The following is a 24,518-nucleotide window of genomic DNA, read 5'->3' on the forward strand; positions in this document are numbered from 1 at the left end:
TAATATCTACTATACTTTGCATAGGAAAAATTTTTTTGATAAGTTATGAAAAAAAAAGTTTTATCTTCTTTGATAATTACCTTTTTATTCTGCTGTAGTGCTATAGCTGATACAATTAATGCTAAGGCAGAGCAAGCAGTTAAAATTGATGCTAAGGACAATCCACTACGCCAGTATGCTGCAAAGAATTCTATAAAAGCTGACTCTGCATTAGTATCTGAAAATGAAGTTGCTAGTGGCTCCACTATTAAACAAGATCAAGTTCCTAAAGCTAATGATTATGGAGATGCTTTGAGTAGTCTTGTTGACACTAGTGATGATGGTTATGAAAAGCTTTTAGCTGAAGCCGAAGAAATACTAAAAGATAATTCACCATCAGAAACTAAAAAGAAGATAGATGCTTTTAATCGCGAACTTGATAGTAAAGCTAGGCAAGAAAAACAAAAGCTTAAAAAATCAACAGCTACTGTTCTGAGTGAAGCACATAATATAGTTAAAGAAAATCATAATATCAATCAAGATTATAAAAAATCGCAGAACTACTACAAAGTTAAGTCAGCTAAAGATTATATTGATGAAGATGTTAAAAAATACAATAGTCAATATAAAATAAAAAATTATAAAAATCTTTTAGACAATATTAGTACACCAGAAGAAATAGATAAATCATTTGAGCAAATAGATGATGAAGATGAAGATAGTCAAGGTTTTAAGTATAAATTATCAGATGGTTATCCTATTGAACAAATTACTACAGTGGGATTATTGAGCGGTGAGCAAAAGCGTTTTAAAAAATGTTTGATAATGAAAACATATGGTGGTGGTACATGGAGAACATATTGCCAGCCACTTAAGAAGCCAACACAATGTTCTGATTATGATTGGCAGCAGCTATCTACTATGCCTGTAATGTATTGCTAAAATAATCATATTAAGAATTTTTCTTGAAATCAGCAATTTGTTTTTTTAGTTCTTCTAAAGTTATTCTATTTGGGTTTGCCCGAGATTTTAAGGTGTTATCTTGTGCCTTACGTACAGCATAACCATACAGAGCTTCTATTTCTAACTGTAAATTTTGCTTGAATTTTTTAACAAAATGATGCCAAATATTTTTCCCAGTTAGCCCAAACTGCATATTTGTATCAGCTAGAGGTTCATTTAGATGTCTTATATCCTCAAAAAGAGTATTTATATTCTCATAAGTAAAAGTAATAAGGTCTGACTCAATAGCTGGAGTTTTGTATTGGCTTGCTTGTAGTGTGTTCCCCCAAGTTAGAAGATCAATCATGGAGTTGGTATGCTTATAATTACTAACACTTGCAAAAGCTTCTTTGAGTGTTGTAAATGATTTATCCCCAAAAGTCGAAAAAAGTAAAATACCATTATCGTTAAGTAGTTGATAATAATTATCTAACTCTTGTGATAAATTATCTGTTATATGAATAATAGAATTTGAGAAAATAATATCAAACTGTTGTTTAAGACTTTGACTGGTGTGAATATCTGCATTAGGAAAACGTTTGTTTAATTTCTCAAGATAATCATTATCACTATAGCCAGTGACTAAGATATCTTTTGGATCTAGTTTTATAAACTCCAAACGCTTAAGTAGTCTTTGGGCAATTTCATTTTTTATAAAAGATTGAGGGTATAGTTTTCTTTTTGATAGTCGATTAAGAAAAAGATTATAATTGAACATATAAAAACTTTTTTATAATTAATTATGAAAATTATAACAAAAATCATCAAAATACTCTCGTATCAAAATTGCTTATTATGTAAACAATCAGCTGATGATACTATTTGTAATTATTGTTTTGACAGTTTATTAAACCAATTAAATTTCCAAAAGCAACAAATAGAGCTTAATTTGAGTTTTGATTATTTTTATTTACTTAGATATTCTCCCGAAGTTAGATTTTTGCTACAGAGATTTAAGTTTAATAAAGATTTATTAGCTGCTGAGATTTTTTCTAAAGTGATTAGATATTGGTGGGATAATATTGCACAGCAGCACTTCAAAGATGTGGATGCTATTGCAGCAGTACCAATACATAGGTATAGGTATCTATATCGTGGTTTTAATCAAGCTGAAGTATTAGCTAAAACCCTATCAGAATATACTGGCATTAGATCAACTTTTGAGAACTATGCTAGAATTAAGTATACAAAATCTCAAGCTAAATCATCAAAGCAAAAAAGAGCTATACAGATAAAAGGAGTCTTTAGCTTAACTAAGCCAATTAAAGCTAAGCATTTAGTTGTATTTGATGATGTTTTAACTACTGGTTCAACACTTCGTGAGTTTATTGAGACTCTTGCAAAAGATAGTCAAATTGAAAAAATATCAGTAGTCACATTAGTTCGGCCTGAATAATGATATTTCTTATAAGTAAATGTTATTGAAATTATAAAAACTATATATTTAACATCATGGATATATTTTGTAATAATTGTCATATAGGAATTAGAAATATTTATATAGGTACTAAAATGAGAAAAATAATATTAACAGTAGTAATGGTTACTAGTTTATCAACGATGAGTTTCGCACAAGGTTTACATCAGATAAATAGCTTCTCAAATAGCTCTTTCCCACCACCGAGTTTGAGTTTAGCAAGCTAGTTTAAACTTAAAGTAATTACTCAGGAAGCTTAGATCTGATTTTACCTCCTAGAATATGCGCATGGAGATGAAAAACCATCTGTCCCCCTTCTTTACCAGTATTAAAGACGGTCTTAAAACCTTTTAGTCCGATTAGTTTAGCAACTTTGGGAATACTAAGCATAAATTTTCCCATAAGCTCTTGATTTTGTTCTGTTAGATCATTTAAGCTAGCAATATGTCTTTTGGGTATAACAAGGATATGCACGTCAGCAGCAGGGTTGATATCATAAAAAGCAAAGACATTTTCATCTTCATACACTTTTTTAGATGGTATTTCACCACTAATAATTTTGCAAAAAATACAATCTGACATGATGCCTATTTCTCCTTCTTAAAACTATAATAAATCAAGCATACAATTCCGACAATTATAAAACTAGTACTATGATTACTAATAAAGTTTTGTAGTTTAATTAGTGGTGTTGTATCTTTATCCAAAGTATATATTACCCCAATAGTTGTCAAAACTAATCCACAGCCCAAAGCAAATCTATATTTTTTCTTAGGTTCTTTTAAGTTATTAAATTGTGAAGATGTAGTAGTATTTTTTAGATTGATTTGTGTTTGTTGCAATATATCAAAAACCATGCGCGGTAATTCTGGTAGTTTATCACTAACCCTAGGCATATTTTCAATTGAACGATGATAGAAACCTCTTAGCCCCATTTGCTCTTTCATCCATTTTTCTAGAATTGGTCGAGATGTTTCCCAGATATTTAATTCAGGACAAAGTTTCTGTCCAAGACCTTCGACATGAAAAAGAGTTTTTTGTAATAGTGTAAGTTGCGGTTGGATATTCATATTGAAACGACGCGCTACTGCAAAAAGTTGCATTAAAGTATAGCCTAGAGATATTTCTTTCATCGGTTTTTCAAAGATTGGTTCACATACTGTTCTAATTGCTGATTCAAGAACATCAACACGCGTATCACTTGGAACCCAGCCAGATTCTATATGTAACTCAGCAACTTTACGATAATCTCGTTTAAAAAATGCCAAGAAGTTACCTGCTAAATAACGCTGATCATCACGATTAAGAGTACCGACGATTCCAAAGTCTATCGAAATATATTTTGGATCAGCTGGATTTGATACATCGATAAACATATTGCCAGGATGCATATCAGCATGGAAAAAACAGTCATCAAAGACTTGTGAATAAAAAATTTCTACCCCACGTTGCGCTAGTAGACGACGATCGACACCTAAAGCATCTAGAGTTTCTATATCAGACACTCTTACGCCACCAACTCTTTCCATCACCATTACAGTAGAACTAGTATATTCCCAATATATTTTAGGTACATAATGTATGGTAGAGTTTTCAAAATTTCTACGAATTTGAGAAGCATTTGATGCTTCACGGACTAGATCAAGCTCATCAAAAAAGCTTTGATTTATCTCTTTGACAATCTCTACAGGCTTAAATCTTCGAATTTCTTTAAGTTTACTAAGTAAAGTTGCAAAAAATAGCATCAAAGAAGTATCAAGTTTAAGAATTTTCTCAATGCCTGGACGTAATACTTTGACTACTACTTTTTCGTCATTTTGCAATACTGCAGCGTGCACTTGAGCTACAGACGCAGAAGCTAAAGGAGTACTTTCAAAGCTTTTGAATATTTCAGATATGGATTTTTTTACCGCTTTTTCAATTTGTTGGGCTGCAACTTGATTATCAAAAGGTGGAACGTTATCTTGAAGTTTTGAAACTTCTTTTATTACATCTGGCGGTAGTAAATCGGCTCTGACTGATAATGCTTGACCGAATTTAATAAAAATAGGTCCAAGTTTTTCTAAAGCCTCTCTAATACGCACACCATGCTCAAGTCTGCGTACTCTTGGAGAGTAGTAAAATGGATTTAGCAATAATAACACTCTTAGAGTTTTTATTTTTGTCGCTCGAATTGGCTCATTGAGTAGACAGTATTTATTTATAATGTAAAAAATGTAAATAAGCCTTAGAAATTTTTTAATCATTGTTTAAGCCTTGTAATAATTTTAGCTTTGCCTCTATTCTATCAGTAGCTTGCTTTAGCTCTTGAACTTGGCGATAAAAGATATTAATTTCATTTTGAGATATCAGAGTCTTTTTCTCCTCTGTTAGGAAATCTTTGATATCGACAATAGTCTCTTGTCGAGATGTTTTTAAGTATTGTTTTGCTTTTTGAAAAGGTTTAGCAACAATTCCAGCAAATTCAGGACTGGTGAGTTCAGATATTCTATAAACTAGATCTATATCAATAGCATTCAAAAATTTATTAAAAGTATTAAGATCTTTTAAACTACCTTGATAATCAAGCTTCTCAGCTATTATCAACTCTTGTAGATTTTTATTGAAAATAAGCTCCAAAATATAAGCCAATTTACCTTTTAAAATGTTTTTGGTAGGTTCGTTACTAGCATATATTTTAGAATCTTCTACTTTAAGCGTGATTACAAAGTCAATATCAATAATATCAACACTTAAGTTTTTACCATTTAGAGGTAACAGTAGAGAATTTACCTGGGGATCAAGTTTAGGCAGAAGACTTAAGGCAGTGTTTACTAGTTTTAGCATGTTAATATTTATATCCAATATGTAGTGCTACAATTCCACCAGTCATATTTTGGTATTCGACATTATCAAATCCTGCATTATACATCATCTGTTTTAGCGTTTGTTGATCAGGATGTTTACGGATTGACTCGGCTAGGTATTTGTAGCTTTCAGCATCTTGTGTAATAATTTTACCTAAAAATGGCAGTGCTTTGAAAGAGTATTCATCATAAACTTTAGAAAGTAAGGGTATGATTGGCTTAGAGAATTCTAGAACCAACAAGCGACCACCTGGTTTTAGAACTCGACACATTGATGCTAACGCTTTCTCTTTGTCTGTAACATTTCTAAGCCCAAATGATATCGTAATACAATCAAAATAATTATCAGGAAATGGTAGACACTCAGCATTAGCTTGGACATATTCAATATTGCCAACACAACCTTTGTTTGTAAGTTTTTCTTTGCCTACTTCAAGCATTGAAGAGTTAATGTCACTTAAGATTACTTTACCTTGTGGGCCAACCATTTGACAAAATTTATATGCTAAGTCGCCAGTACCGCCAGCAAGATCTAAGACATTATCACCCTTACGAATTCCAGATTTAGCAATGGTTTGTTTTTTCCAGATACGATGAATTCCAAATGACATTAGATCATTCATCAAGTCATATTTGGCTGCTACTGAATGGAATACCCCAGCTACTTTTTTTTGTTTTTCTTCCCAAGGCACTTGTGTAAAACCAAAATCTGTTGTTTTATTTTCTTTAGACATCTAAACTAAATTATAATATTGAGATATTATTTCATTATAGCAGAATATCAATTATTTGTATTGGCAAGATACCATTAAATAGGGAGTATAAGTATGTATATATTATCAGGAGATATCGGTGGCACTAACACTAGATTAGAAGTTTCTCTTTTAGAAAATGGTGTGACACAAAGTATAGCTATAAGAAAGTATAAAGGTGCGAATTTCAATTGTTTATCTGATATCATTGATAAGTTTTTATCTGAGGTAGACCTAGTAGGTCAAATAGATTCTGTTTGCCTTGCAGTAGCTGGATTTGTCTCTAATGGCGAAGTTGAAGTGACTAATTTGCCATGGATGGTTTCTGAGCAATATATCTCAGAAGGACTTGGTATAGACAAAACTAAGGTTAAAGTGATCAATGACTTTGAGGCAATTGGTTACGGTATAGAATCTCTAGATAGAGAAAAAGATATTATCACAATCCAAGAAGGTAAAAAAGACAATGATAATCTATGTGCTGTGGTTGGTGCCGGCACAGGCTTAGGAATGTGTTTAGTCAGCTATGATAAAGATGATAAACCAAGAGTTTATAAAACAGAGGGGGGGCATGTTGATTTCTCACCTGTTGATGATGAGCAGGTTGAGTTATTCAAGTTTATGCGCAAGACTTTCCATCGTATTTCTCCCGAGAGATTCTGTAGTGGCTACGGCATTTATAATATTTATAAGTATGTGGTGCGTCATCCATTATACGATCAACCTGAATGTATGGATTTACGTAGAGCGTTATTTAGTGTTTCAGATTCTGATAAGGCAGCAGTAATTGTTAAGTATGCTATTGAGCATAGAGAGCCATCAGCATTAAGGACGATAGATATATTCTTAAGTATATATGGTTCAGTTGCTGGTAATTTAGCACTTACAAGTTTACCTTTTAGAGGTCTTTATATTGCTGGAGGTATTGCACCTAGGCTCATCAAACAAATAAAAGAGAGTAAATTCTTAGAGAAGTTTAGAGATAAAGGTAGAATGTCTAATATGATGAAAGACTTTCCAGTGCATATAATTATGAATACAGATGTTGGTCTGATAGGCGCGCGTACTTATGCTGCTGGATTAGTAAAGTAATTTAGTTATTGCGGATATTTTTATTTTTTTCTTGATAATGGCTTGATAATTTTTTAATACCTGCAGCAGATATATATATCACTCCAAAGCTTAGGATGATAATATAAAAAATAGCGAATACCATAAAAATACCTAATAGTATCGCAATCTCACTAATACAAAATATTGCAAGGATAATTACTAAACAGATACAGCCTAATATGTTTTTATATGAGCAGGCTTTCTTTTTTGCTAAATGGGATTTGTCAATATTTATAGTTTCTTCGCTCATCTTTTGCTTATGTTGTTGTCGTGTGCTAATTATACATATATGAAATATTGCTTTGCAAACTAAAATGTTAAAATTATCTTTTAATATGTTTGGATAAATAGATAGATTGTATTATCAAGAATACAAAAGTTATACCTAAAAGACCAAAAAGTTTAAAATCCATCCAAATATCAGTAGAGAAGAAATACGCTACAAATAGATTAAGTGTGCCTAGAACGGTAAAATAGGCTCCCCACATATTGTTGATTTCTTTCCATTTATGTTCTTTTAGATCGACAGCATCTTTGAGAATTTTTTGCATCGGAGTTTCTTTCATTGTATAGGTTGTAATTATCAGACCGATACCCATTAACCAGTTAATTATGCTTACTTTCCATTTTATGAATTCTTCATTATGAAAATATAAGGTAGCACCGCCAAAAACAGCAACTAAGATAGCTATAATAATTTGTGCTTTAGCAACTTTTTTGTGGGCCACATATTCCCAAACAACTTGTGCTATTGTTACTATAATCAATGCTGCTGTAGCAAAAAAAATATCATATATCTTATAGATACCAAAAAACACAATCGCTGGAAGCAAATCATTAATCATTTTATTCATTTTTATTGATACTAAGTGTTGTATAATAATTTTAGAAGTATAACGCTTGTTGTAGAAATTATGAAGAGTTTAATCGAATTATATAGTTATAGTAATAATCTTTCTGAACTAAAAGAGCTTGCTAATATTTTAGATAATGATGGTGTTATAGCTATACCAACTGATTCAGGATATGCTTTAGCTTGTCGCATGAAATCAAAGAAAGGTATAGATAAAATTATTAAAATAAGAAATTTAGATAGTAGTCATAACTTTACACTTTGTTGTAAAGATTTATCAGAGATATCAGAATATGCAAAAGTTGATAATAATGCCTATAGATTATTAAAAAGATATACTCCTGGCCCATATACATTTATTTTAAATGCGACGAAAAAGGTATCATCATTATTAGTTACTAAATCTAAGAATACTGTAGGTATTAGAGTTAGTGAACATTATGTGCCAAAAGCAATATCAGCGGAGATTGGTGAACCATTAGTTGTCAGTAGCTTTATAATACCTGGACATCAGCATGTTGTAACAGACTGTGCTGATGTTGATAACCAGATAATGAATTATATAGATGCGGTAGTTGAGTCAGACTATTGTGGTTATGATCCAACAACAGTTGTCGAGCTACTAGAATTACCGTACCAAATTCTAAGACAAGGGGCAGGTGAGATAGATCTATAGCTATTCAAAAGCTTAGTAAAATCGAAAATTGAAATAAGATAATCAATTATGAATGGTTACAAAACAATATCTGAAAATATAGAATTTGAAATTGCCCCAATAAAAAAATCTCGCTTTATTGCATATATATGTAAGGTTGCAAATCATATAGAGGTATTAAATAGTCTAAATGCAATAAAAAATAGCTATCCTGGAGCTAATCATTATTGTTGGGCTTATTCTTTACTCGATAATAATCAGTATAGATTTAATGATGATGGTGAACCAAGTGGTTCTGCAGGTAAGCCAATCCTTTCGCATATACAGGGTTTTGAAGTGACAAACGTGCTAGTTGTTGTTGTCAGATATTTTGGTGGTACTAGGCTCGGAGTTGGTGGGCTCATCAGAGCTTATGGTCAGGCGGCTAAAGAAGGATTGGCTTTAGCCAAGATTATCCATGTAGAGCATCAGATTCAAATTTCTATAGAGTATGATTACTCCGAAACAGCAATTGTAGATACTCTAATAAAATACTATGACATTAAAATTGTAAAAGAGGATTATTCTGATTCTATTTTTAGGATTCTCAAGATTGATACACTTAATAAGGATATATTTTTAAAGGAAATTAAAAATATGACAAAAGGTAAAATAAAAATTACAGTACACTAAATTGTCTCATTTTGAACTCGTTTATCGCGAATAAGCATATATATTATTGAGCCGAATAAACAAATAATTCCACTGAATATAAATATAATCATAAAATTATCATTTGTTGATTGTAGTATTATTCCTGTAATAAGTGGTGCAAGCCCAGCGCCAACAAAATTAGCAAAGTTTTGTAATCCACCAATTGTTCCTACTAAACTGTATGGAGAAATATCAGCAACTAATGCCCATGTTGGAGATATTCTTAGTCCAAGGCAAAAGATAGTGACACCAATTACACAAACGATAACAAAAATATTATCAATAAATGGCAATGCTAGGATTGCTATAGACGCAACTAGGCATCCAGCGATTATAGGAGTTAGGCGCGCAAAGACAGGAGTATACCCCTTTTTTATCATAAAATCAGAGATAATTCCACCTAGCATTACAGAAGCAACTCCTGAAATAAAAGAAGCAGATGTTGCAATACTCATTTGTGAGAGGGTTAGATGTTTTACTTTTATGAAATAGAAGGGTAGCCATGTTAGAAATAGCCAGTAGGCATAAGATGAACATAGATTTCCGATACATAAATAAACAACATTTTTATTTTTTAGAGTCTCGGAAATAGAAACCTTTTGAATCTTTTTAATAATTGTTGTTGTATGTTCTGGTGTTTCTTTAGTATGTAGAAGCTTCCAGCCAATCGCAGCGATTAGTCCTATAACTCCTAATATTATAAACATACCACGCCAATCTATTAGTAGCATTAAACCAACTAATATCAAAGGTGCAAGGATATTTGCTAACCTTGGTCCTAAAGCAATTATTGATGACATGAGTCCTCTTTGAGAACTTGGAAAACGATGTTGGATTATCCTAGTAGCAACTATAAAAAAAGGAGCTTCAGCAAGGCCAAGCAGTATACGTGTTAGCAGGATTGAGTAAAATCCTATTACAAAACCTCCTAATATACACGCTACAGACCATGCAATCATACTTATTAACATTACTTTATTAACACCTAAACGATCAACCATATATCCTGCTGGTAAACTAGCAATAGCATATGGCCACATGAAAGCCGATAGTAATATCCCCATTTCTGTTGGCGTTATGTTAAAAGCGTTAGCTATTTCAGTATTAGCTATACTTAGAGTTGATCTGTCAATATAGTTTAATAATGCCAAAAAGAATAGTAGGAGAATTATTAAAGTGTTGTAATAATATTTTTTCATTGTGGTGAGCTTATATTATTTGACACGCATGCCTGGTTGGGCACCCTCATGTGGCTCAAGTATATATATACCTTTACCATCTCCAGCAGCTAAAACCATACCCTCAGACATTCCAAATTTCATTTTTCTAGGAGCTAGATTCGCTACCATTACAGTATGCTTGCCAATTAAATCTTCAGGGTTATAAGCAGATTTGATACCAGCAAATACTTGTTTTGTAACACCACCTAGATCCAATATCAGTTTAAGTAATTTATCCGCACCTTCAACATGTGAAGCTTCAACGATTTTAGCTACGCGTAGATCAACTTTCATAAAATCATCAAAAGTGCATTCAGCTGCTATATCTAGTTTAGAATCTTCTTTTTTAGATTGCTGAGCCGGTTCACTATCTAACATTTTTTTTGTATCCTCTAAAATTTTATCTACTTTTTCTTTTTCAATACGAGTTGCTAGAGGTTTAAACTTATTTATTTTATGATTCATTGAGAATCTTGGAGCATCATCCCAGCTTATGAACTCTATATTTAAAAATCTCTCTGCCTCAGCAACAATACTAGGAATAATAGGCTTAAGATAATTAACTAAAACCTTAAACATATTTATGCCTTGTGAGCAAACTTGGTGAACCTTTTGTTCTTGTCCTTCTTCTTTAGCTAGTTGCCATGGCTTATGATAATCTATAAATTGGTTAGCTTTATCTGCCAGCGACATTATTAATCTCACAGCTTGGGCGAACTCTCTTTTTTCAAAAGCTTGAGTTATAGAATTGTGGTTTTTACTAAATTCACTTTCTAATTCTGGGTCAAAAATCTCATTAGACAAAGTACCATCAAACTTCTTATGGATGAATCCAGCACAACGACTTGCAATATTGACTACTTTGCCAACTATATCAGAGTTTGATTTAGTGACAAACTCTTCGAGGTTTAAATCTATATCATCAATACGAGATGTTAGCCTAGAAGCAAAGTAGTATCTTAAATAGCTAGGTTCCAAATTATTTAAATAAGTTCTTGCTTGAATGAATGTTCCTCGAGATTTTGACATCTTTTTGCCATTTACAGTTAAGAAACCATTAGCAAATACACTAGTAGGAGTTTTATAACCTGTAGATGAAAGTATTGCTGGCCAAAATAGCGCGTGGAAATAAATAATGTCTTTACCAATAAAATGATAAAGCTCACTTTCACTAGAACTATCTCCCCAGAAATCATCAAAATTAATATTATTCTTATTACAATAATCTTTGAAGCTTGCAATATAGCCCATCGGAGCATCTAACCAAACATAAAAGAATTTTTGCTCATTTGTATCAGGGATTGCAAAGCCAAAATATGGCGCATCACGCGAGATATCCCAACTTTGTAAGCCTTGCTCAAACCATTCTGCTAGTTTGTTAGCAACTTCAGGTTGTAAGAGTTTATTAGATTCTATCCAATCTTTTATATTTTTTTCTAAAGCGGGTAAATCAAAAAAGAAATGTTCAGAGTTCTTTTGTATCGGAGTTTTCCCTGAAACTACCGATTTAGGATTTATTAACTCTGTAGGATCATATGTTGCACCACAAACTTCACAGCTATCACCATATTGATCTTCAGCCTTACATTTTGGACAAGTACCCTTAACGAATCTATCTGGTAAAAACATTCTAGCTTCAGGGTCATAAGCTTGAGCTATAGCTTTTTTTGAAATAAGATTCTTGTTGTTAAGCTTGCTGTATATATCTTCTACAATTTCTTTATTTAAAGTATTGTGAGTAGAGTGGTAGTTATCGAAATTAATTTCAAAATCAGCAAAATCTCGTTGATGATTATTAGAGTATTTTGCAACTAATTCTTCTGGAGTAATTCCAAGGCTCTTAGCTTTGAGCATTATTGGTGTACCATGAGTATCACTACCGCAAACAAAAATACACTGATTGCCTTGCAGTTTCTGGAATCTAACCCAGATGTCGGATTGTATATAGCCGAGCATATGACCTAAATGTAAATCACCATTAGCATATGGCAGAGCATTAGTAACGAGTATCTTTCGCATTTTTTGATTATAGTATCAATTTATTAACAATGATTTTGCTATTATAAAGTTTTTTAACTATTTTGTTTAGCTAAATTGTGCATTAATACTGCTAAAATTGTTGATAGCATATAAAAATAGTGTAATGTTCTCTTGACACTGTGTTTTATGTATATATAATAAGATTTTACATGGTTTAGGAGAGGTGGCCGAGCGGCTGAAGGCGCTCCCCTGCTAAGGGAGTATAGGCGTTAAACCCTATCGAGAGTTCGAATCTCTTCCTCTCCGCCATCCAAAAAAGTTTTCGATCTTTTTAAAATCGGGTGCTTAGCTCAGCTGGGAGAGCATCGCCCTTACAAGGCGAGGGTCGGGGGTTCGAACCCCTCAGCACCCACCACTTTTTATTGATTATAATTATCTGTTTTTTAGTTATTATCTATTTAACTTCTGATTTAATTAAATATAATTTTCTGACAATTGGCAATTGACTCGCTAAAATCTTATTTTGAGTTTAATTTATTTTTAACTAAAGCAATAGGTGAAGTTAATGAAAAATAAAATAAAATTTTAGCTGGGATAATGGTAGTTGGTGGAGCTATATTTCTCTCAGGGTGCAACAAGCAAAAAAAATCGTCCCACTAACTCTTTGGCTTATTTTGGTACGTATACTGGTTCAGGAAATGTTACCACTCCCGAAGGGGCTAAAGCTACAGTAACTTCTTCAAGTGTGACTTTGACATGTCCTCCAGGTTTATATGTACCAATAGCTTTAATTAATAACATTCCTGCGTTTGGCAGTGCGATTGAGATTATTTATAATGGAACTGTTGAAACACCTGCTGTTTTCTCAGTTTTTTCCCAAATTTGACTCCGCCAACAGGTTTCTCGAATAGTCGCAGTATCTCTAATGGTGCTAATTATTTTGTTCGTAACGTCGCGGATCAGGCTACCCTGCCATGTGTTCCTTTATCAGCTATTGACTCTTTTAGTTTGGCTTAATTGGTTTAATGGTTAAACAATATTAGTAAATATCTTTTACATAGGGCTTTAGTCGATTTTTATAATTGTGCTATGAATCTATAATTTGTATCAAAATTTTTGTGAAACTAAATTATCTAGAGAGATATTAATTTAAAAATATTTTCCATATGCTTACTAATGCACATCTTAAATAGCCATTTATATTCACATCCTTATTAAAAATCGCTAATTTTAAGTTTAATTTATTTAAAACTGAGATTGGGGATGTTGAGTGCATTACAAGCTTTTGATTTATCAAGTTTGCAAAGCAGTTTTTTAATAATTATGTATGTGTATTATAAAATAAGAACCTAGATAAATAATTTTTGTATCGTTTTAAATTAATAGTGATTAGTTCTTTTGCATAGAATTTAATCGACTTGTTCATAAACAATAATGAGAGTTTTACATACAAATCAATTTTTTGCAGAGCGATTTATGATGATTTTTAAGAAGTTTTAAAAAAAAGTGTAAAAAAGTTTAATTTTTTTTAAAAAAGTACTTGCGTTGTTGATGAGTGATGTGTATTATATGTCTTCACCGGCTGACGAGTGATGTTAGCGGTTTGAAGCTAAGGTTTCTAAGGTATTTAAGAGATATATTATATACAAACACTTTGTTAAAGAATTTGAGTAATCAGTAGTTAGAGTCAGAATTTGAGAATTAAACTGAAGAGTTTGATCCTGGCTCAGATTGAACGCTGGTGGCATGCTTAACACATGCAAGTCGAACGGTAACAGGTCTTCGGATGCTGACGAGTGGCGGACGGGTGAGTAACGCGTAGGAATCTGCCCATTTGAGGGGGATACCAGTTGGAAACGACTGTTAATACCGCATAATATCTGTGGATTAAAGGTGGCTTTCGGGCTGTCGCAGATGGATGAGCCTGCGTTGGATTAGCTAGTTGGTGGGGTAAGGGCCCACCAAGGCTACGATCCATAGCTGATTTGAGAGGATGATCAGCCACATTGGGACTGAGACACGGCCCAAACTCCTACGGGAGGCAGCAGTGGGGAATATTGGACAATGGGGGCAACCCTGATCCAGCAATGCCATGTGTGTGAAGAAGGCCTTAGGGTTGTAAAGCACTTTAGTTGGGGAGGAAAGCCTTAAGGTTAATAGCCTTGAGGAAGGACGTTACCCAAAGAATAAGCACCGGCTAACTCCGTGCCAGCAGCCGCGGTAATACGGGGGGTGCAAGCGTTAATCGGAATTACTGGGCGTAAAGGGTCTGTAGGTGGTTTGTTAAGTCAGATGTGAAAGCCCAGGGCTCAACCTTGGAACTGCATTTGATACTGGCAAACTAGAGTACGGTAGAGGAATGGGGAATTTCTGGTGTAGCGGTGAAATGCGTAGAGATCAGAAGGAACACCAATGGCGAAGGCAACATTCTGGACCGATACTGACACTGAGGGACGAAAGCGTGGGGATCAAACAGGATTAGATACCCTGGTAGTCCACGCTGTAAACGATGAGTACTAGCTGTTGGAGTCGGTGTAAAGGCTCTAGTGGCGCAGCTAACGCGATAAGTACTCCGCCTGGGGACTACGGCCGCAAGGCTAAAACTCAAAGGAATTGACGGGGACCCGCACAAGCGGTGGAGCATGTGGTTTAATTCGATGCAACGCGAAGAACCTTACCTGGTCTTGACATCCTGCGAACTTTCTAGAGATAGATTGGTGCCTTCGGGAACGCAGTGACAGGTGCTGCACGGCTGTCGTCAGCTCGTGTTGTGAAATGTTGGGTTAAGTCCCGCAACGAGCGCAACCCCTATTGATAGTTACCATCATTAAGTTGGGTACTCTATTGAGACTGCCGCTGACAAGGCGGAGGAAGGTGGGGACGACGTCAAGTCATCATGGCCCTTACGACCAGGGCTACACACGTGCTACAATGGGTATTACAGAGGGCTGCGAAGGTGCGAGCTGGAGCGAAACTCAAAAAGGTACTCTTAGTCCGGATTGCAGTCTGCAACTCGACTGCATGAAGTCGGAATCGCTAGTAATCGCAGGTCAGAATACTGCGGTGAATACGTTCCCGGGTCTTGTACACACCGCCCGTCACACCATGGGAGTGGGTTGCTCCAGAAGTAGATAGCTTAACGAATGGGCGTTTACCACGGAGTGATTCATGACTGGGGTGAAGTCGTAACAAGGTAGCCGTAGGGGAACCTGCGGCTGGATCACCTCCTTAACGGAAATACGAAAGAATAAGAAATAAGCTTTAACTGCTGTTCAAGTGATTTAGCATAGTGTTTGTAGGTAATGTATTTTAGTGTGAATAGAATACGGGTCTGTAGCTCAGTTGGTTAGAGCGCACCCCTGATAAGGGTGAGGTCGGTAGTTCAAGTCTACTCAGACCCACCATTTTAGGTTTAGTTGGGGCCATAGCTCAGCTGGGGAGAGCACCTGCTTTGCACGCAGGGGGTCAGCGGTTCGATCCCGCTTGGCTCCACCAATATTTTATTTACATGAAGATAGAGATATTTAACAATTTAGTATAGAAATAGACTTAAGAAAATAAGTGCAAGCGGTGGATGCCTTGGCATTCAGAGGCGATGAAGGACGTGATAATCTGCGATAAGCTTCGGTTAGCTGGTAAATGAGCTATGACCCGGAGATTTCCGAATGGGGGAACCCACCTGACACAAGTTAGGTACTCACTCGATATAGAGTGTAGAGCGAACGAGGGGAACTGAAACATCTAAGTACCCTTAGGAAGAGAAATCAATTGAGATTCCCGTAGTAGTGGCGAGCGAAGTGGGAAGAGCCTGGTATGATATAGTCTTAATTATAGTAGAACAAGTTGGGAAGCTTGACGATAGAGGGTGATAGTCCCGTATACGAAATAATCAAGATGGAACTAAGCATACGAACAAGTAGGACGGGGCACGTGGAACCTTGTCTGAACATGGGGGGACCATCCTCCAAGGCTAAATACTCCTGAATGACCGATAGTGAACTAGTACCGTGAGGGAAAGGTGAAAAGAACCCTTATAAAGGGAGTGAAATAGAATCTGAAACCGCTTGCATACAAGCAGTAGGAGCATGATTTAGTCATGTGACTGCGTACCTTTTGTATAATGGGTCAGCGAGTTACTTTTAGTGGCGAGGATAACTGAATAAGGGATCCGTAGCGAAAGCGAGTTTTAATAGGGCGACTAGTCGCTAGGAGTAGACCCGAAACCGGCGCGATCTATCCATGGCCAGGTTGAAGATTAGGTAGTACTAATTGGAGGACCGAACCCAATACTGTTGCAAAAGTATGGGATGAGCTGTGGATCGGAGTGAAAGGCTAATCAAGCACGGAGATAGCTGGTTCTCCCCGAAAACTATTTAGGTAGTGCCTCGTGTATAACTCATTGGGGTAAAGCACTGTTTCGACAATGGGGGTTTTACGACCTTACTGACTCGATGCAAACTCAGAATACGATGAAGTTCGATCACGGGAGACACACTGCGGGTGCTAAGGTCCGCAGTGGAAAGGGAAACAGCCCAGACCGCCAACTAAGGTCCCAAAGTCATAGCTAAGTGGGAAACGAAGTGGGAAGGCCCAGACAGCCAGGAGGTTGGCTTAGAAGCAGCCACCCTTTAAAGAAAGCGTAATAGCTCACTGGTCGAGTCGGCCTGCACGTAAGATTTAACGGGGCTAAGCTATGCACCGAAGTTGCGGAATATATTTAGTATATTGGTAGGGGAGCGTTCTGTAAGCCGATGAAGGTGAATTGAGAAGTTTGCTGGAGGTATCAGAAGTGCGAATGCTGACATGAGTAACGTAAAATAAGTGAGATTCTTATTGGCCGAAAACCCAAGGATTCCTACGCAATGTTAATCAACGTAGGGTAAGCCGGCCCCTAAGGCGTAGCTGAAGAGTGAAGTCGATGGGAAACAGGTTAATATTCCTGTGCCGCTTATATGAACGAAGGAGGGACGGAGAAGGTTAGGTAGGCCTGGCGAATGGTTGTCCAGGTGAAAGTATGTAGGTAGAGGTGCTAGGCAAATCCGGCATCTTGTTAATCTGAGATACGAGACGAAGTCAAACTTGTTTGACGAAGCTATTGATACCATGCTTCCAGGAAAAGCTTCTAAGTATATTGTATAAGCGACCGTACTGTAAACCGACACTGGTGGGTAGGTAGAGAATACTAAGGCTATGAGATAACTCTGGTGAAGGAACTAGGCAAAATGACACCGTAACTTTGGAAGAAGGTGTGCCCTTGATGGTGATGAGACTTGCTCTTTGAGCTGTTGGGGGTTGCAAATACCAGGTGGCTGCGACTGTTTATCAAAAACACAGCACTCTGCGAAATCGTAAGATGAAGTATAGGGTGTGACGCCTGCCCGGTGCTGGAAGGTTAATTGAAGGGGTTAGCGCAAGCGAAGCTCTGGATCGAAGCCCCAGTAAACGGCGGCCGTAACTATAACGGTCCTAAGGTAGCGAAATTCCTTGTCGGGTAAGTTCCGACCTGCACGAATGGCGTAACGATGGCCACACTGTCTCCACCAGAGGCTCAGTGAAATTGAAATCGCTGTGAAGATGCAGTGTACCCGCGGTTAGACGGAAAGACCCCGTGAACCTTTACTACAGCTTTGCACTGGACTTTGAATATTTATGTGTAGGATAGGTGGGAGACTATGAAGCAGCTACGCCAGTAGTTGTGGAGTCGACCTTGAAATACCACCCTTGAATATTTGAAGTTCTAACTCAGGAGAGATTCGAGGACAGTGTATGGTGGGTAGTTTGACTGGGGCGGTCTCCTCCTAAAGAGTAACGGAGGAGTACGAAGGTGCACTCGGTACGGTCGGAAATCGTGCCAAGAGTATAAAGGCAAAAGTGCGCTTGACTGCGAGAGTGACGGCTCGAGCAGGTACGAAAGTAGGTCTTAGTGATCCGGTGGTCCCGAATGGAAGGGCCATCGCTCAACGGATAAAAGGTACTCCGGGGATAACAGGCTGATTCCTCCCAAGAGTTCATATCGACGGAGGAGTTTGGCACCTCGATGTCGGCTCATCACATCCTGGGGCTGAAGCAGGTCCCAAGGGTATGGCTGTTCGCCATTTAAAGTGGTACGCGAGCTGGGTTCAGAACGTCGTGAGACAGTTCGGTCCCTATCTGCCGTGGGCGTTAGAGATTTGAGAAGAGTTGCTCCTAGTACGAGAGGACCGGAGTGAACGAACCACTGGTGTTCCGGTTGTTTCGCCAGAAGCATTGCCGGGTAGCTACGTTCGGACGGGATAAACGCTGAAAGCATCTAAGCGTGAAGCCTCCTTCAAGATTAGATCTCTCTGATGAAAATCAGTAAGGAACGTTGGAGACTACGACGTTGATAGGCTGGGTGTGGAAGTACAGCAATGTATGAAGCTTACCAGTACTAATGATCCGAGAGACTTAAGTCTATTTCTATGCTGAATTGTTAAATATCTTTATAACCCCAAAACACAGTTTTGGCGATGATAGCTTGTAGGAACCACCTGATCCCATTCCGAACTCAGAAGTGAAACTACAAAACGCCGATGATAGTCTGGCATTGCCCAGGTGAAAGTAGGTAGTCGCCATCTTTTTCCATTCAAAGTCTTACATAATAAGCACGAATCAATTAGCCTTATATAACATAGGGCTCTTCTGTTTTAGTGTTTATAAACTTGTGTATACATATCACTTTTTTCTTATTAGTGACTTTAAGAATTTTGTATCAATATTTTTGGTTATTGATATAATTTGATTGTACAATAATATAAAGATTCTTGTCACATAGAGAGGTGATTATATGTCAAATGATGCTAAGTACTTTGAATATACACAAGCTGCAAATATTAAAATGCCGGCTATTTTAGCTCAGTATCTAGTGAATGATCAGCAATAGACTATTTGTACTTTGGATTTGAGCACTCAACTACAAACAGATTACCGAGCCACATCCCCACAGTATGTTTGGTTAGCTTTATGAACTTAAAAAAAGATCAATCATTAGAAATATCTGCTAATGCTAGTTCACATGTTTTTGTAGTTATGCAAGGCAGTGGTGAAAGTAGACAGGGAGATATTGTTTTTAGATGGACAAAAGGAGATGTCTTTAGTTTTCCTACTGATAAAACAAACAATACGACACTTATGCAGTGATGCGGCTACTTTATAATTATGTAAATGATGTACCTTTATTAAACTATTACACCTACCTTATGGTCATTATATGATGTATTACCTAAAAATAGTGTTCAATTACCCCATAGACATAATTCGGTTGCTTTAGATCTATTTTTATCGGCACCAACATCTAGTTGCTATACATTAATCAGTGAAAAGATAGATTCTCAAGGTAACCATATAAATCCAGTACGTTTGGATTGGTCTACTAATGGGGCATTTATAACTCCACCTGGCTGTATTGTGGTTTAATAAAACTGTAGGGATTTTAAGCCTTGATATATACTAATACTATAAGATAAAAAAAGTGATGAAGATGCGGTTGTTCTGCCGATACAAGATGCTGGCTTACAGACTTATTTACGTACTTTATTTATAAGTTTCTTTGGATCCAATGGATAAGTTTTTAAAGTTATCAGTAGTTATTTGATATTATAATAATATCTGTGTTTCTATGTGTTATCAATTATGGTTATTGATCTTTTTGCTTGTTCCTAAATAATTTTTTTTTAAAATAATAACTTAAAGAATAGTATCTATTAGTATAATTATTTATCATAACCTATTTTGCAAATATAATTGTAAATATAGTACGACAATTATTAAATAATAACTAGTTTAATGTAAATAGATAAAATAAAGAAAAGTTATCAAAACTAGGTAGCTGATAGGAAAAGCAAATCTTGAGAATATATCGACTTTTTTAGCTAGTTTATCTCTATTTAATTTTATTAGCCAGTAAACAGCTAAGCTTTCTAAAACGGTTGAAAATAAAATAGAAAAAGATAGTAATAAAAATCCATCAGTAAAAGTTAAATAGTCAATATCAGGCATTTCTCCTTCGATTAAAAATTGATATGCGATCACAGATAAAATTCCTATAAATGCTATGTTTAATCTATCTGATAAAGCTTTTGTATCCATCCAAAATATTGCCCACATTGCTAATACTAACAATGTCAATGGAATTAGTACTTTTAAAATAATATTAGTAGGTTTTCTCTTTAGTGAAATACTAAATTCAATCATTGATATTTTTTCTGGCTTTCCGTAGTAATATTTTGTCGGTTCTGTATTTGCTAGATTGAAATTAGTAAGGTGCCATTCTGCTATATTTATATTTGGATGTTCTTTAACATAGTCTTTGACTGTAATTTTATCGTTTGGCTCTACTTTTAGCTGTACTTCTTTAGAATTATAGCCAAATGGTATTATATAAGCTTTTAAAACTTGTTTATCGAAAGGAAATTTCTTAAGTTGCATTGGAGTTTCAAGTTGTAAAGTACGTTGCTCGATGTATATAACATCTCCATTAGGATAAATTTTTATCTGTCTAGCTTTTATTTGAGGAGATCCAATCTCATTAATTATAGAAATTTGTGGTTTCCAGCCTTCAAAAACCTCATCATATTGAAAGTCGCCTTGATATAACTTATATGGATTTTTTACTTTATTTTCATTAAATTCTAACCTTGGATCATTCCAGCTAAATATAAAAATCACATCAATTTGTAATTGTTCACTCACTTCATCTAAGCTATGAATATCAGTAATGAATGCGGATGTTTTTACAAGCGTTGGCTTTTGTGGAGGAGTATTATCATATCCAAATATATCCGAGTAGAATATTGTTACTGTACTTAATACTAATATAATTCTATATATACTTCTCATTTATTATAAAATTTAACATTCTTAGTTTATTTTACTAAATAACTAACTATATGCCAAATTTACTAAATAATTGTTTCCGAAAATAATTCTTAAATATTAAGAAAAATATACCTTAGAAAATTATAAATTGAATTAAGTTTATAATTGCTGTTATAAATGGTTGGATTATAAAAAACAATAAGTTTGAACCATTAAAAGGTATAATAACTAGTGCCAAAATTATAAGAAAGCCATATTTTTCTATACTATTATACTTATATGCTAAATTTATAGGTAATAAAGATGAAATTATTCTACTACCATCTAATGGAGGGATTGGTAGTAAATTTAATATCATCAATACTGCGTTGATCATTATTCCATAAAAAGCCATTCCTTGGATGTATGGATGGAGAGTAATATATTTTGCGACTATTGCCCAAATAAAAGCCATTGCTAAGTTTGCTAATGGTCCTGCAATTGCGACTAATATAGTATCTATCTTAGGTCTTCTGAGTTTTGTATAGTCAATAGGGACAGGTTTTGCCCAACCAAAAATAAAAGGAAATCCAAATGAAATTGATGAAATAATCATTAGTCCAGGAAATACAATAGTGCCAATGGGATCAATATGAGATACAGGATTTAATGTTACTCTGCCCAATCTATAGGCGGTATCATCACCACGAATTTTAGCCACGAAACCATGAGCAGCTTCATGGATAGTGATTGCAAAAATCAGTGGAATAACTGCCATTAATACAGTTATTAAAATATGATCAAAGTCCATTATAGATATAAAATTTTACAGTATTTATAAGCAACAGATTATAAAGGTTCAATATCTAAATATGAAGTTAAAATAGATATAATAATTAGAAATATTTAAAAAAAATAAAAAAATGCTTAAATTACTACTTTTTATGTGGTATAAATTTAGATGTAATCTAATTATTTTAAATATTTAGATTTTGGTGTTAAATATATAGGGAGATAATAGTTATGAAAAAAATAATTGCGATTGTTTTAGTATCATGTGTACTAGCTTCATGTGTATCAACGTATCAGCCACTACCTGCAGATCAACAATCACAGCAGAAAGCATAACAAGGGAGATCAGAGTTATGAAAAAAAACATTTTTAGAATCATAATAATAGGATTATTTTCGGTGACTTTAATGTCATGTATAGTTAAGAATCAGTGCCCTACTAAGAAAGATGCCAACGGTAATGAGTATTTAGATCGTAATGCTTGTACATCTACACCATATTTAGTAGGTCTTATCCCTCTAGCATAAATCTATCAGTCTTTCTTCCTCAGTATATATTCATTACACAAGTTTTTGATTAACTAGGATAGATTATATTTTAGCAATCTTGTTACTTGAATATCGAATCAATATTTTTCTCAATATAATCAATTATAAAATATATATTATGTGAAAAATGGATCATTATCTGATTGCTATTTGATAGCATAATAGTCAAATAATAAGTCTGATAAATAACTATTAAAACTACTCATATATTTTTAAGTATGCTACTAAATACTCCCATCTAGGAATACATTACATTTTAAAAAACAAATACAGTGTATTATAAATATTGCAATTTAATTTCGGCGTGATAATATTTATAGTGTAAAAGATACATCGTATCATTTTATAGGGTTAGTTAAATAACCTTAATTTTATGAATAACTTTGACGTCTTTATTAATAAGCTATAAAAAGTTTATATTACGTTAAAAAAAATACTTGATGGTTTATTATGCTAAGAAGTCTTTTTATCTTTTGCAACTAAAATATAGATAAGTAAAAAATTTATTATTTAAGAATATTTATTTTTTTTTAAAGAAAATTATTTTAAACATTATCTAAATTTAATAAAGCTATTAAAGTTAAATAATTGCTGTATAAAAGGTTGTTGCAAATGATAAAAAATGTAACATGAATAGCTCAAGGAGGGTCATTCATATTTTAATATTAATTAAAGGAGACTCGTTATATGGCGAATCAATATTCTGGAAATTTTGAGCAAATTGTCAAAAATAGATTTAAATGCTCAGCGAGAGAGATCTTGTTAAAGTGTCAAAGAGAAGGCTTAAGTTACCAAGATGCCGAAAAAGTCCTGGGTTTTAAGCATGTTACTATCAGAAAGTGGGCTAAAAGATTTGATATTAAGCTGCCACCTAGATTCAGATCTCATGATGAGCACCTTGAACAAAAAAGAGAGATAGCTTATGTGAATCAATGTAAATTGAATAAAATCAATAAAAGAAATGTTTTTAGTCGCTGTTGGATAAATATGAATCTTTATTCTGTAATTAAGGCTAAATCTTGATTTACTTGTATTTTAATATTATTTTGACTCTCTTTAAATTTGAAATTGACACTATTTCCAGAAGTTAAAAGAATTACGGTTGAACCAAAGTTAAACCATCCAAGTATATCGCCTTTGTTGAATTTGATATTAAATTTATCACAACTATAGTCCCAAGTTTGTATATCTTTGTAGTAGTTTGGAGCAATTTTACCATGCCATACTGTTTCTATGCCTGCAACTAAAAGAGCGCCAACAAAAATTACTGCAATTTCTCCAATTATCGTATCAAAGTAGCAGATTAATCGTTCATTTTTTGCAAAGAGATTATCAATTCTGTCAGCTGTTATTTTGTTAACCGAGAAAAGTTTACCTGGAATATAAACCATCTTTGTAAGCTTTCCATCTATAGGCATATGTACTCTATGATAATCTTTCGGTGAAAGATAGATAGTTGCGAATTTGGTGAAGTTAGTTGTTGAACTAGTAGCAATCAATGACTCTAGAGAAAATAACTTGCCCTTGGCTTGAATTAAGCTATTGTTGTTGATTATTCCAAAATGGCTTAATACACCATCTGCAGGTGAGGAGATAACATTTTTATTATCAGAAATAGGTCTTAAATCATCTTTAAGTTCTCTTATGAAAAAATCATTAAAAGATTTGTATTTATTTAAATCAGTTTCTTTAGCTTCAGCTAAATTAATTTTGAATTTTTTAATAGCAAGGTTTATTAAGTAGTTCTTAATAATTTTATTTTTTGAATCAGCAAGCTTACTAACTAAGCGTGATGTAATAGCGTGAGGAAGTAGATATTGTAAAAATATAAATAAATTATTTTTCATTAGATTG

Annotated in this window: 21 protein-coding genes, 4 tRNA genes, 3 rRNA genes and 1 pseudogene; 17 read left to right on the forward strand and 12 right to left on the reverse strand. The window is 34.4% G+C overall.

From position 1 onward, the window contains the following. Positions 1-45 precede the first annotated feature (45 nt). Positions 46-921: a hypothetical protein gene (locus FSC454_RS02115; RefSeq protein WP_066045518.1), complete on the forward strand. Its 876-nt coding sequence runs from the start codon at positions 46-48 to the stop codon at positions 919-921. Positions 922-931: 10 nt separating this feature from the next. On the opposite strand, the gene FSC454_RS02120 is transcribed toward FSC454_RS02115, so the two are convergent. Continuing rightward, positions 932-1,699, reverse strand: coding sequence for a methyltransferase domain-containing protein (locus FSC454_RS02120; RefSeq protein WP_014547732.1), 768 nt, complete (start codon positions 1,697-1,699; stop codon positions 932-934). 24 nt (positions 1,700-1,723) lie between these two features. Between FSC454_RS02120 and FSC454_RS02125 the strand changes: the two genes are divergently transcribed. Together FSC454_RS02125 and FSC454_RS10090 are read left to right on the forward strand one after the other, a co-directional pair. Continuing rightward, entirely contained in the window at positions 1,724-2,377 is a 654-nt protein-coding gene (locus FSC454_RS02125) for a ComF family protein (RefSeq protein WP_014547733.1), read from the forward strand. Between the two features lie 116 nt (positions 2,378-2,493). After that, entirely contained in the window at positions 2,494-2,625 is a 132-nt protein-coding gene (locus FSC454_RS10090; protein ID WP_014547734.1) for a hypothetical protein, read from the forward strand. A 16-nt stretch (positions 2,626-2,641) separates the two neighbouring features. Here FSC454_RS10090 and FSC454_RS02130 read toward each other — a convergent pair whose 3' ends face one another. From FSC454_RS02130 to ubiE, 4 genes are read right to left on the reverse strand one after another with little or no spacing between them, the layout of a single operon-like run. Further along, complete coding sequence (locus tag FSC454_RS02130; protein WP_066045515.1) at positions 2,642-2,980, reverse strand: histidine triad nucleotide-binding protein; 339 nt, start codon at positions 2,978-2,980, stop codon at positions 2,642-2,644. 5 nt (positions 2,981-2,985) lie between these two features. Next, positions 2,986-4,644: a ubiquinone biosynthesis regulatory protein kinase UbiB gene (ubiB, locus tag FSC454_RS02135; protein WP_066045512.1), complete on the reverse strand. Its 1,659-nt coding sequence runs from the start codon at positions 4,642-4,644 to the stop codon at positions 2,986-2,988. After that, positions 4,637-5,224 carry a ubiquinone biosynthesis accessory factor UbiJ gene (locus tag FSC454_RS02140; protein ID WP_066045944.1) on the reverse strand — a complete coding sequence of 196 codons (588 nt, stop codon included), beginning with the start codon at positions 5,222-5,224 and terminating at the stop codon, positions 4,637-4,639. The genes ubiB and FSC454_RS02140 overlap by 8 nt, the downstream gene beginning before the upstream one ends. Position 5,225: 1 nt before the next feature. Beyond that, positions 5,226-5,978 carry a bifunctional demethylmenaquinone methyltransferase/2-methoxy-6-polyprenyl-1,4-benzoquinol methylase UbiE gene (gene ubiE / locus FSC454_RS02145; protein WP_066045509.1) on the reverse strand — a complete coding sequence of 251 codons (753 nt, stop codon included), beginning with the start codon at positions 5,976-5,978 and terminating at the stop codon, positions 5,226-5,228. A gap of 93 nt (positions 5,979-6,071) precedes the next feature. Here ubiE and glk point away from each other — a divergent pair, with 93 nt between their 5' ends. Further along, positions 6,072-7,088, forward strand: coding sequence for a glucokinase (gene glk, locus FSC454_RS02150; RefSeq protein WP_066045507.1), 1,017 nt, complete (start codon positions 6,072-6,074; stop codon positions 7,086-7,088). A gap of 1 nt (position 7,089) precedes the next feature. Here the strand turns inward: glk and FSC454_RS02155 are convergent, their stop codons facing one another. Both FSC454_RS02155 and FSC454_RS02160 read right to left on the reverse strand, forming a co-directional pair. Next, entirely contained in the window at positions 7,090-7,359 is a 270-nt protein-coding gene (locus FSC454_RS02155) for a hypothetical protein (RefSeq protein ID WP_066045503.1), read from the reverse strand. A 73-nt stretch (positions 7,360-7,432) separates the two neighbouring features. Further along, on the reverse strand, positions 7,433-7,963 hold the full coding sequence (locus FSC454_RS02160) for a septation protein A (RefSeq protein WP_014547741.1): 531 nt from the start codon (positions 7,961-7,963) through the stop codon (positions 7,433-7,435). A 60-nt stretch (positions 7,964-8,023) separates the two neighbouring features. Here FSC454_RS02160 and FSC454_RS02165 point away from each other — a divergent pair, with 60 nt between their 5' ends. Both FSC454_RS02165 and FSC454_RS02170 read left to right on the forward strand, forming a co-directional pair. Next, entirely contained in the window at positions 8,024-8,638 is a 615-nt protein-coding gene (locus FSC454_RS02165) for an L-threonylcarbamoyladenylate synthase (protein ID WP_066045500.1), read from the forward strand. A gap of 48 nt (positions 8,639-8,686) precedes the next feature. Further along, entirely contained in the window at positions 8,687-9,289 is a 603-nt protein-coding gene (locus FSC454_RS02170) for a YigZ family protein (protein ID WP_066045496.1), read from the forward strand. Here the strand turns inward: FSC454_RS02170 and FSC454_RS02175 are convergent. Then, positions 9,286-10,509, reverse strand: a complete 1,224-nt coding sequence (locus FSC454_RS02175) for an MFS transporter (protein ID WP_066045492.1) — start codon at positions 10,507-10,509, stop codon at positions 9,286-9,288. The genes FSC454_RS02170 and FSC454_RS02175 overlap by 4 nt on opposite strands. A gap of 15 nt (positions 10,510-10,524) precedes the next feature. Next, positions 10,525-12,549: a methionine--tRNA ligase gene (gene metG / locus FSC454_RS02180; RefSeq protein WP_066045489.1), complete on the reverse strand. Its 2,025-nt coding sequence runs from the start codon at positions 12,547-12,549 to the stop codon at positions 10,525-10,527. A gap of 178 nt (positions 12,550-12,727) precedes the next feature. Here metG and FSC454_RS02185 point away from each other — a divergent pair. The 9 genes and pseudogenes from FSC454_RS02185 to FSC454_RS02225 all read left to right on the forward strand — a co-directional run bounded on the left by FSC454_RS02185 (position 12,728) and on the right by FSC454_RS02225 (position 20,094). Further along, positions 12,728-12,819 (forward strand) — tRNA-Ser (locus tag FSC454_RS02185). Positions 12,820-12,849: 30 nt separating this feature from the next. Beyond that, positions 12,850-12,925 (forward strand) — tRNA-Val (locus FSC454_RS02190). A 189-nt stretch (positions 12,926-13,114) separates the two neighbouring features. After that, positions 13,115-13,396, forward strand: a complete 282-nt coding sequence (locus FSC454_RS02195) for a hypothetical protein (protein WP_156470865.1) — start codon at positions 13,115-13,117, stop codon at positions 13,394-13,396. Between the two features lie 817 nt (positions 13,397-14,213). Next, positions 14,214-15,741: ribosomal RNA gene (locus FSC454_RS02200) — 16S ribosomal RNA — on the forward strand. Between the two features lie 96 nt (positions 15,742-15,837). Further along, positions 15,838-15,914 (forward strand) — tRNA-Ile (locus tag FSC454_RS02205). Between the two features lie 14 nt (positions 15,915-15,928). After that, positions 15,929-16,005, forward strand: a tRNA-Ala gene (locus FSC454_RS02210). A 52-nt stretch (positions 16,006-16,057) separates the two neighbouring features. Further along, positions 16,058-18,944, forward strand: a 23S ribosomal RNA gene (locus FSC454_RS02215). Positions 18,945-18,991: 47 nt separating this feature from the next. Beyond that, positions 18,992-19,106, forward strand: a 5S ribosomal RNA gene (rrf, locus tag FSC454_RS02220). Together the 16S, 23S and 5S rRNA genes with 2 tRNA genes alongside form the textbook arrangement of a ribosomal RNA operon. A gap of 308 nt (positions 19,107-19,414) precedes the next feature. Continuing rightward, positions 19,415-20,094, forward strand: a pseudogene (locus tag FSC454_RS02225) (cupin domain-containing protein). A 216-nt stretch (positions 20,095-20,310) separates the two neighbouring features. Here FSC454_RS02225 and FSC454_RS02230 read toward each other — a convergent pair. Then, entirely contained in the window at positions 20,311-21,366 is a 1,056-nt protein-coding gene (locus tag FSC454_RS02230) for a ligand-gated ion channel (RefSeq protein ID WP_071794760.1), read from the reverse strand. Positions 21,367-21,478: 112 nt separating this feature from the next. Then, the gene (locus FSC454_RS02235; protein ID WP_071794761.1) at positions 21,479-22,135 is read right to left on the reverse strand and encodes a site-2 protease family protein; all 657 of its coding nucleotides are present in this window, start codon (positions 22,133-22,135) and stop codon (positions 21,479-21,481) included. A gap of 334 nt (positions 22,136-22,469) precedes the next feature. On the opposite strand from FSC454_RS02235, the gene FSC454_RS09765 reads away from it, so the two are divergent. Then, positions 22,470-22,643 carry a hypothetical protein gene (locus FSC454_RS09765; RefSeq protein ID WP_167359441.1) on the forward strand — a complete coding sequence of 58 codons (174 nt, stop codon included), beginning with the start codon at positions 22,470-22,472 and terminating at the stop codon, positions 22,641-22,643. Positions 22,644-23,351: 708 nt separating this feature from the next. Continuing rightward, entirely contained in the window at positions 23,352-23,687 is a 336-nt protein-coding gene (fevR, locus tag FSC454_RS02240) for a transcriptional regulator FevR (protein ID WP_003017929.1), read from the forward strand. Here fevR and asd read toward each other — a convergent pair. After that, entirely contained in the window at positions 23,660-24,511 is an 852-nt protein-coding gene (gene asd, locus FSC454_RS02245) for an archaetidylserine decarboxylase (protein ID WP_066046691.1), read from the reverse strand. The genes fevR and asd overlap by 28 nt on opposite strands. Positions 24,512-24,518: the final 7 nt, after the last annotated feature.

This window comes from Francisella hispaniensis FSC454 (assembly GCF_001885235.1).
GTDB classification, from domain to species: Bacteria; Pseudomonadota; Gammaproteobacteria; order Francisellales; family Francisellaceae; genus Francisella; species Francisella hispaniensis.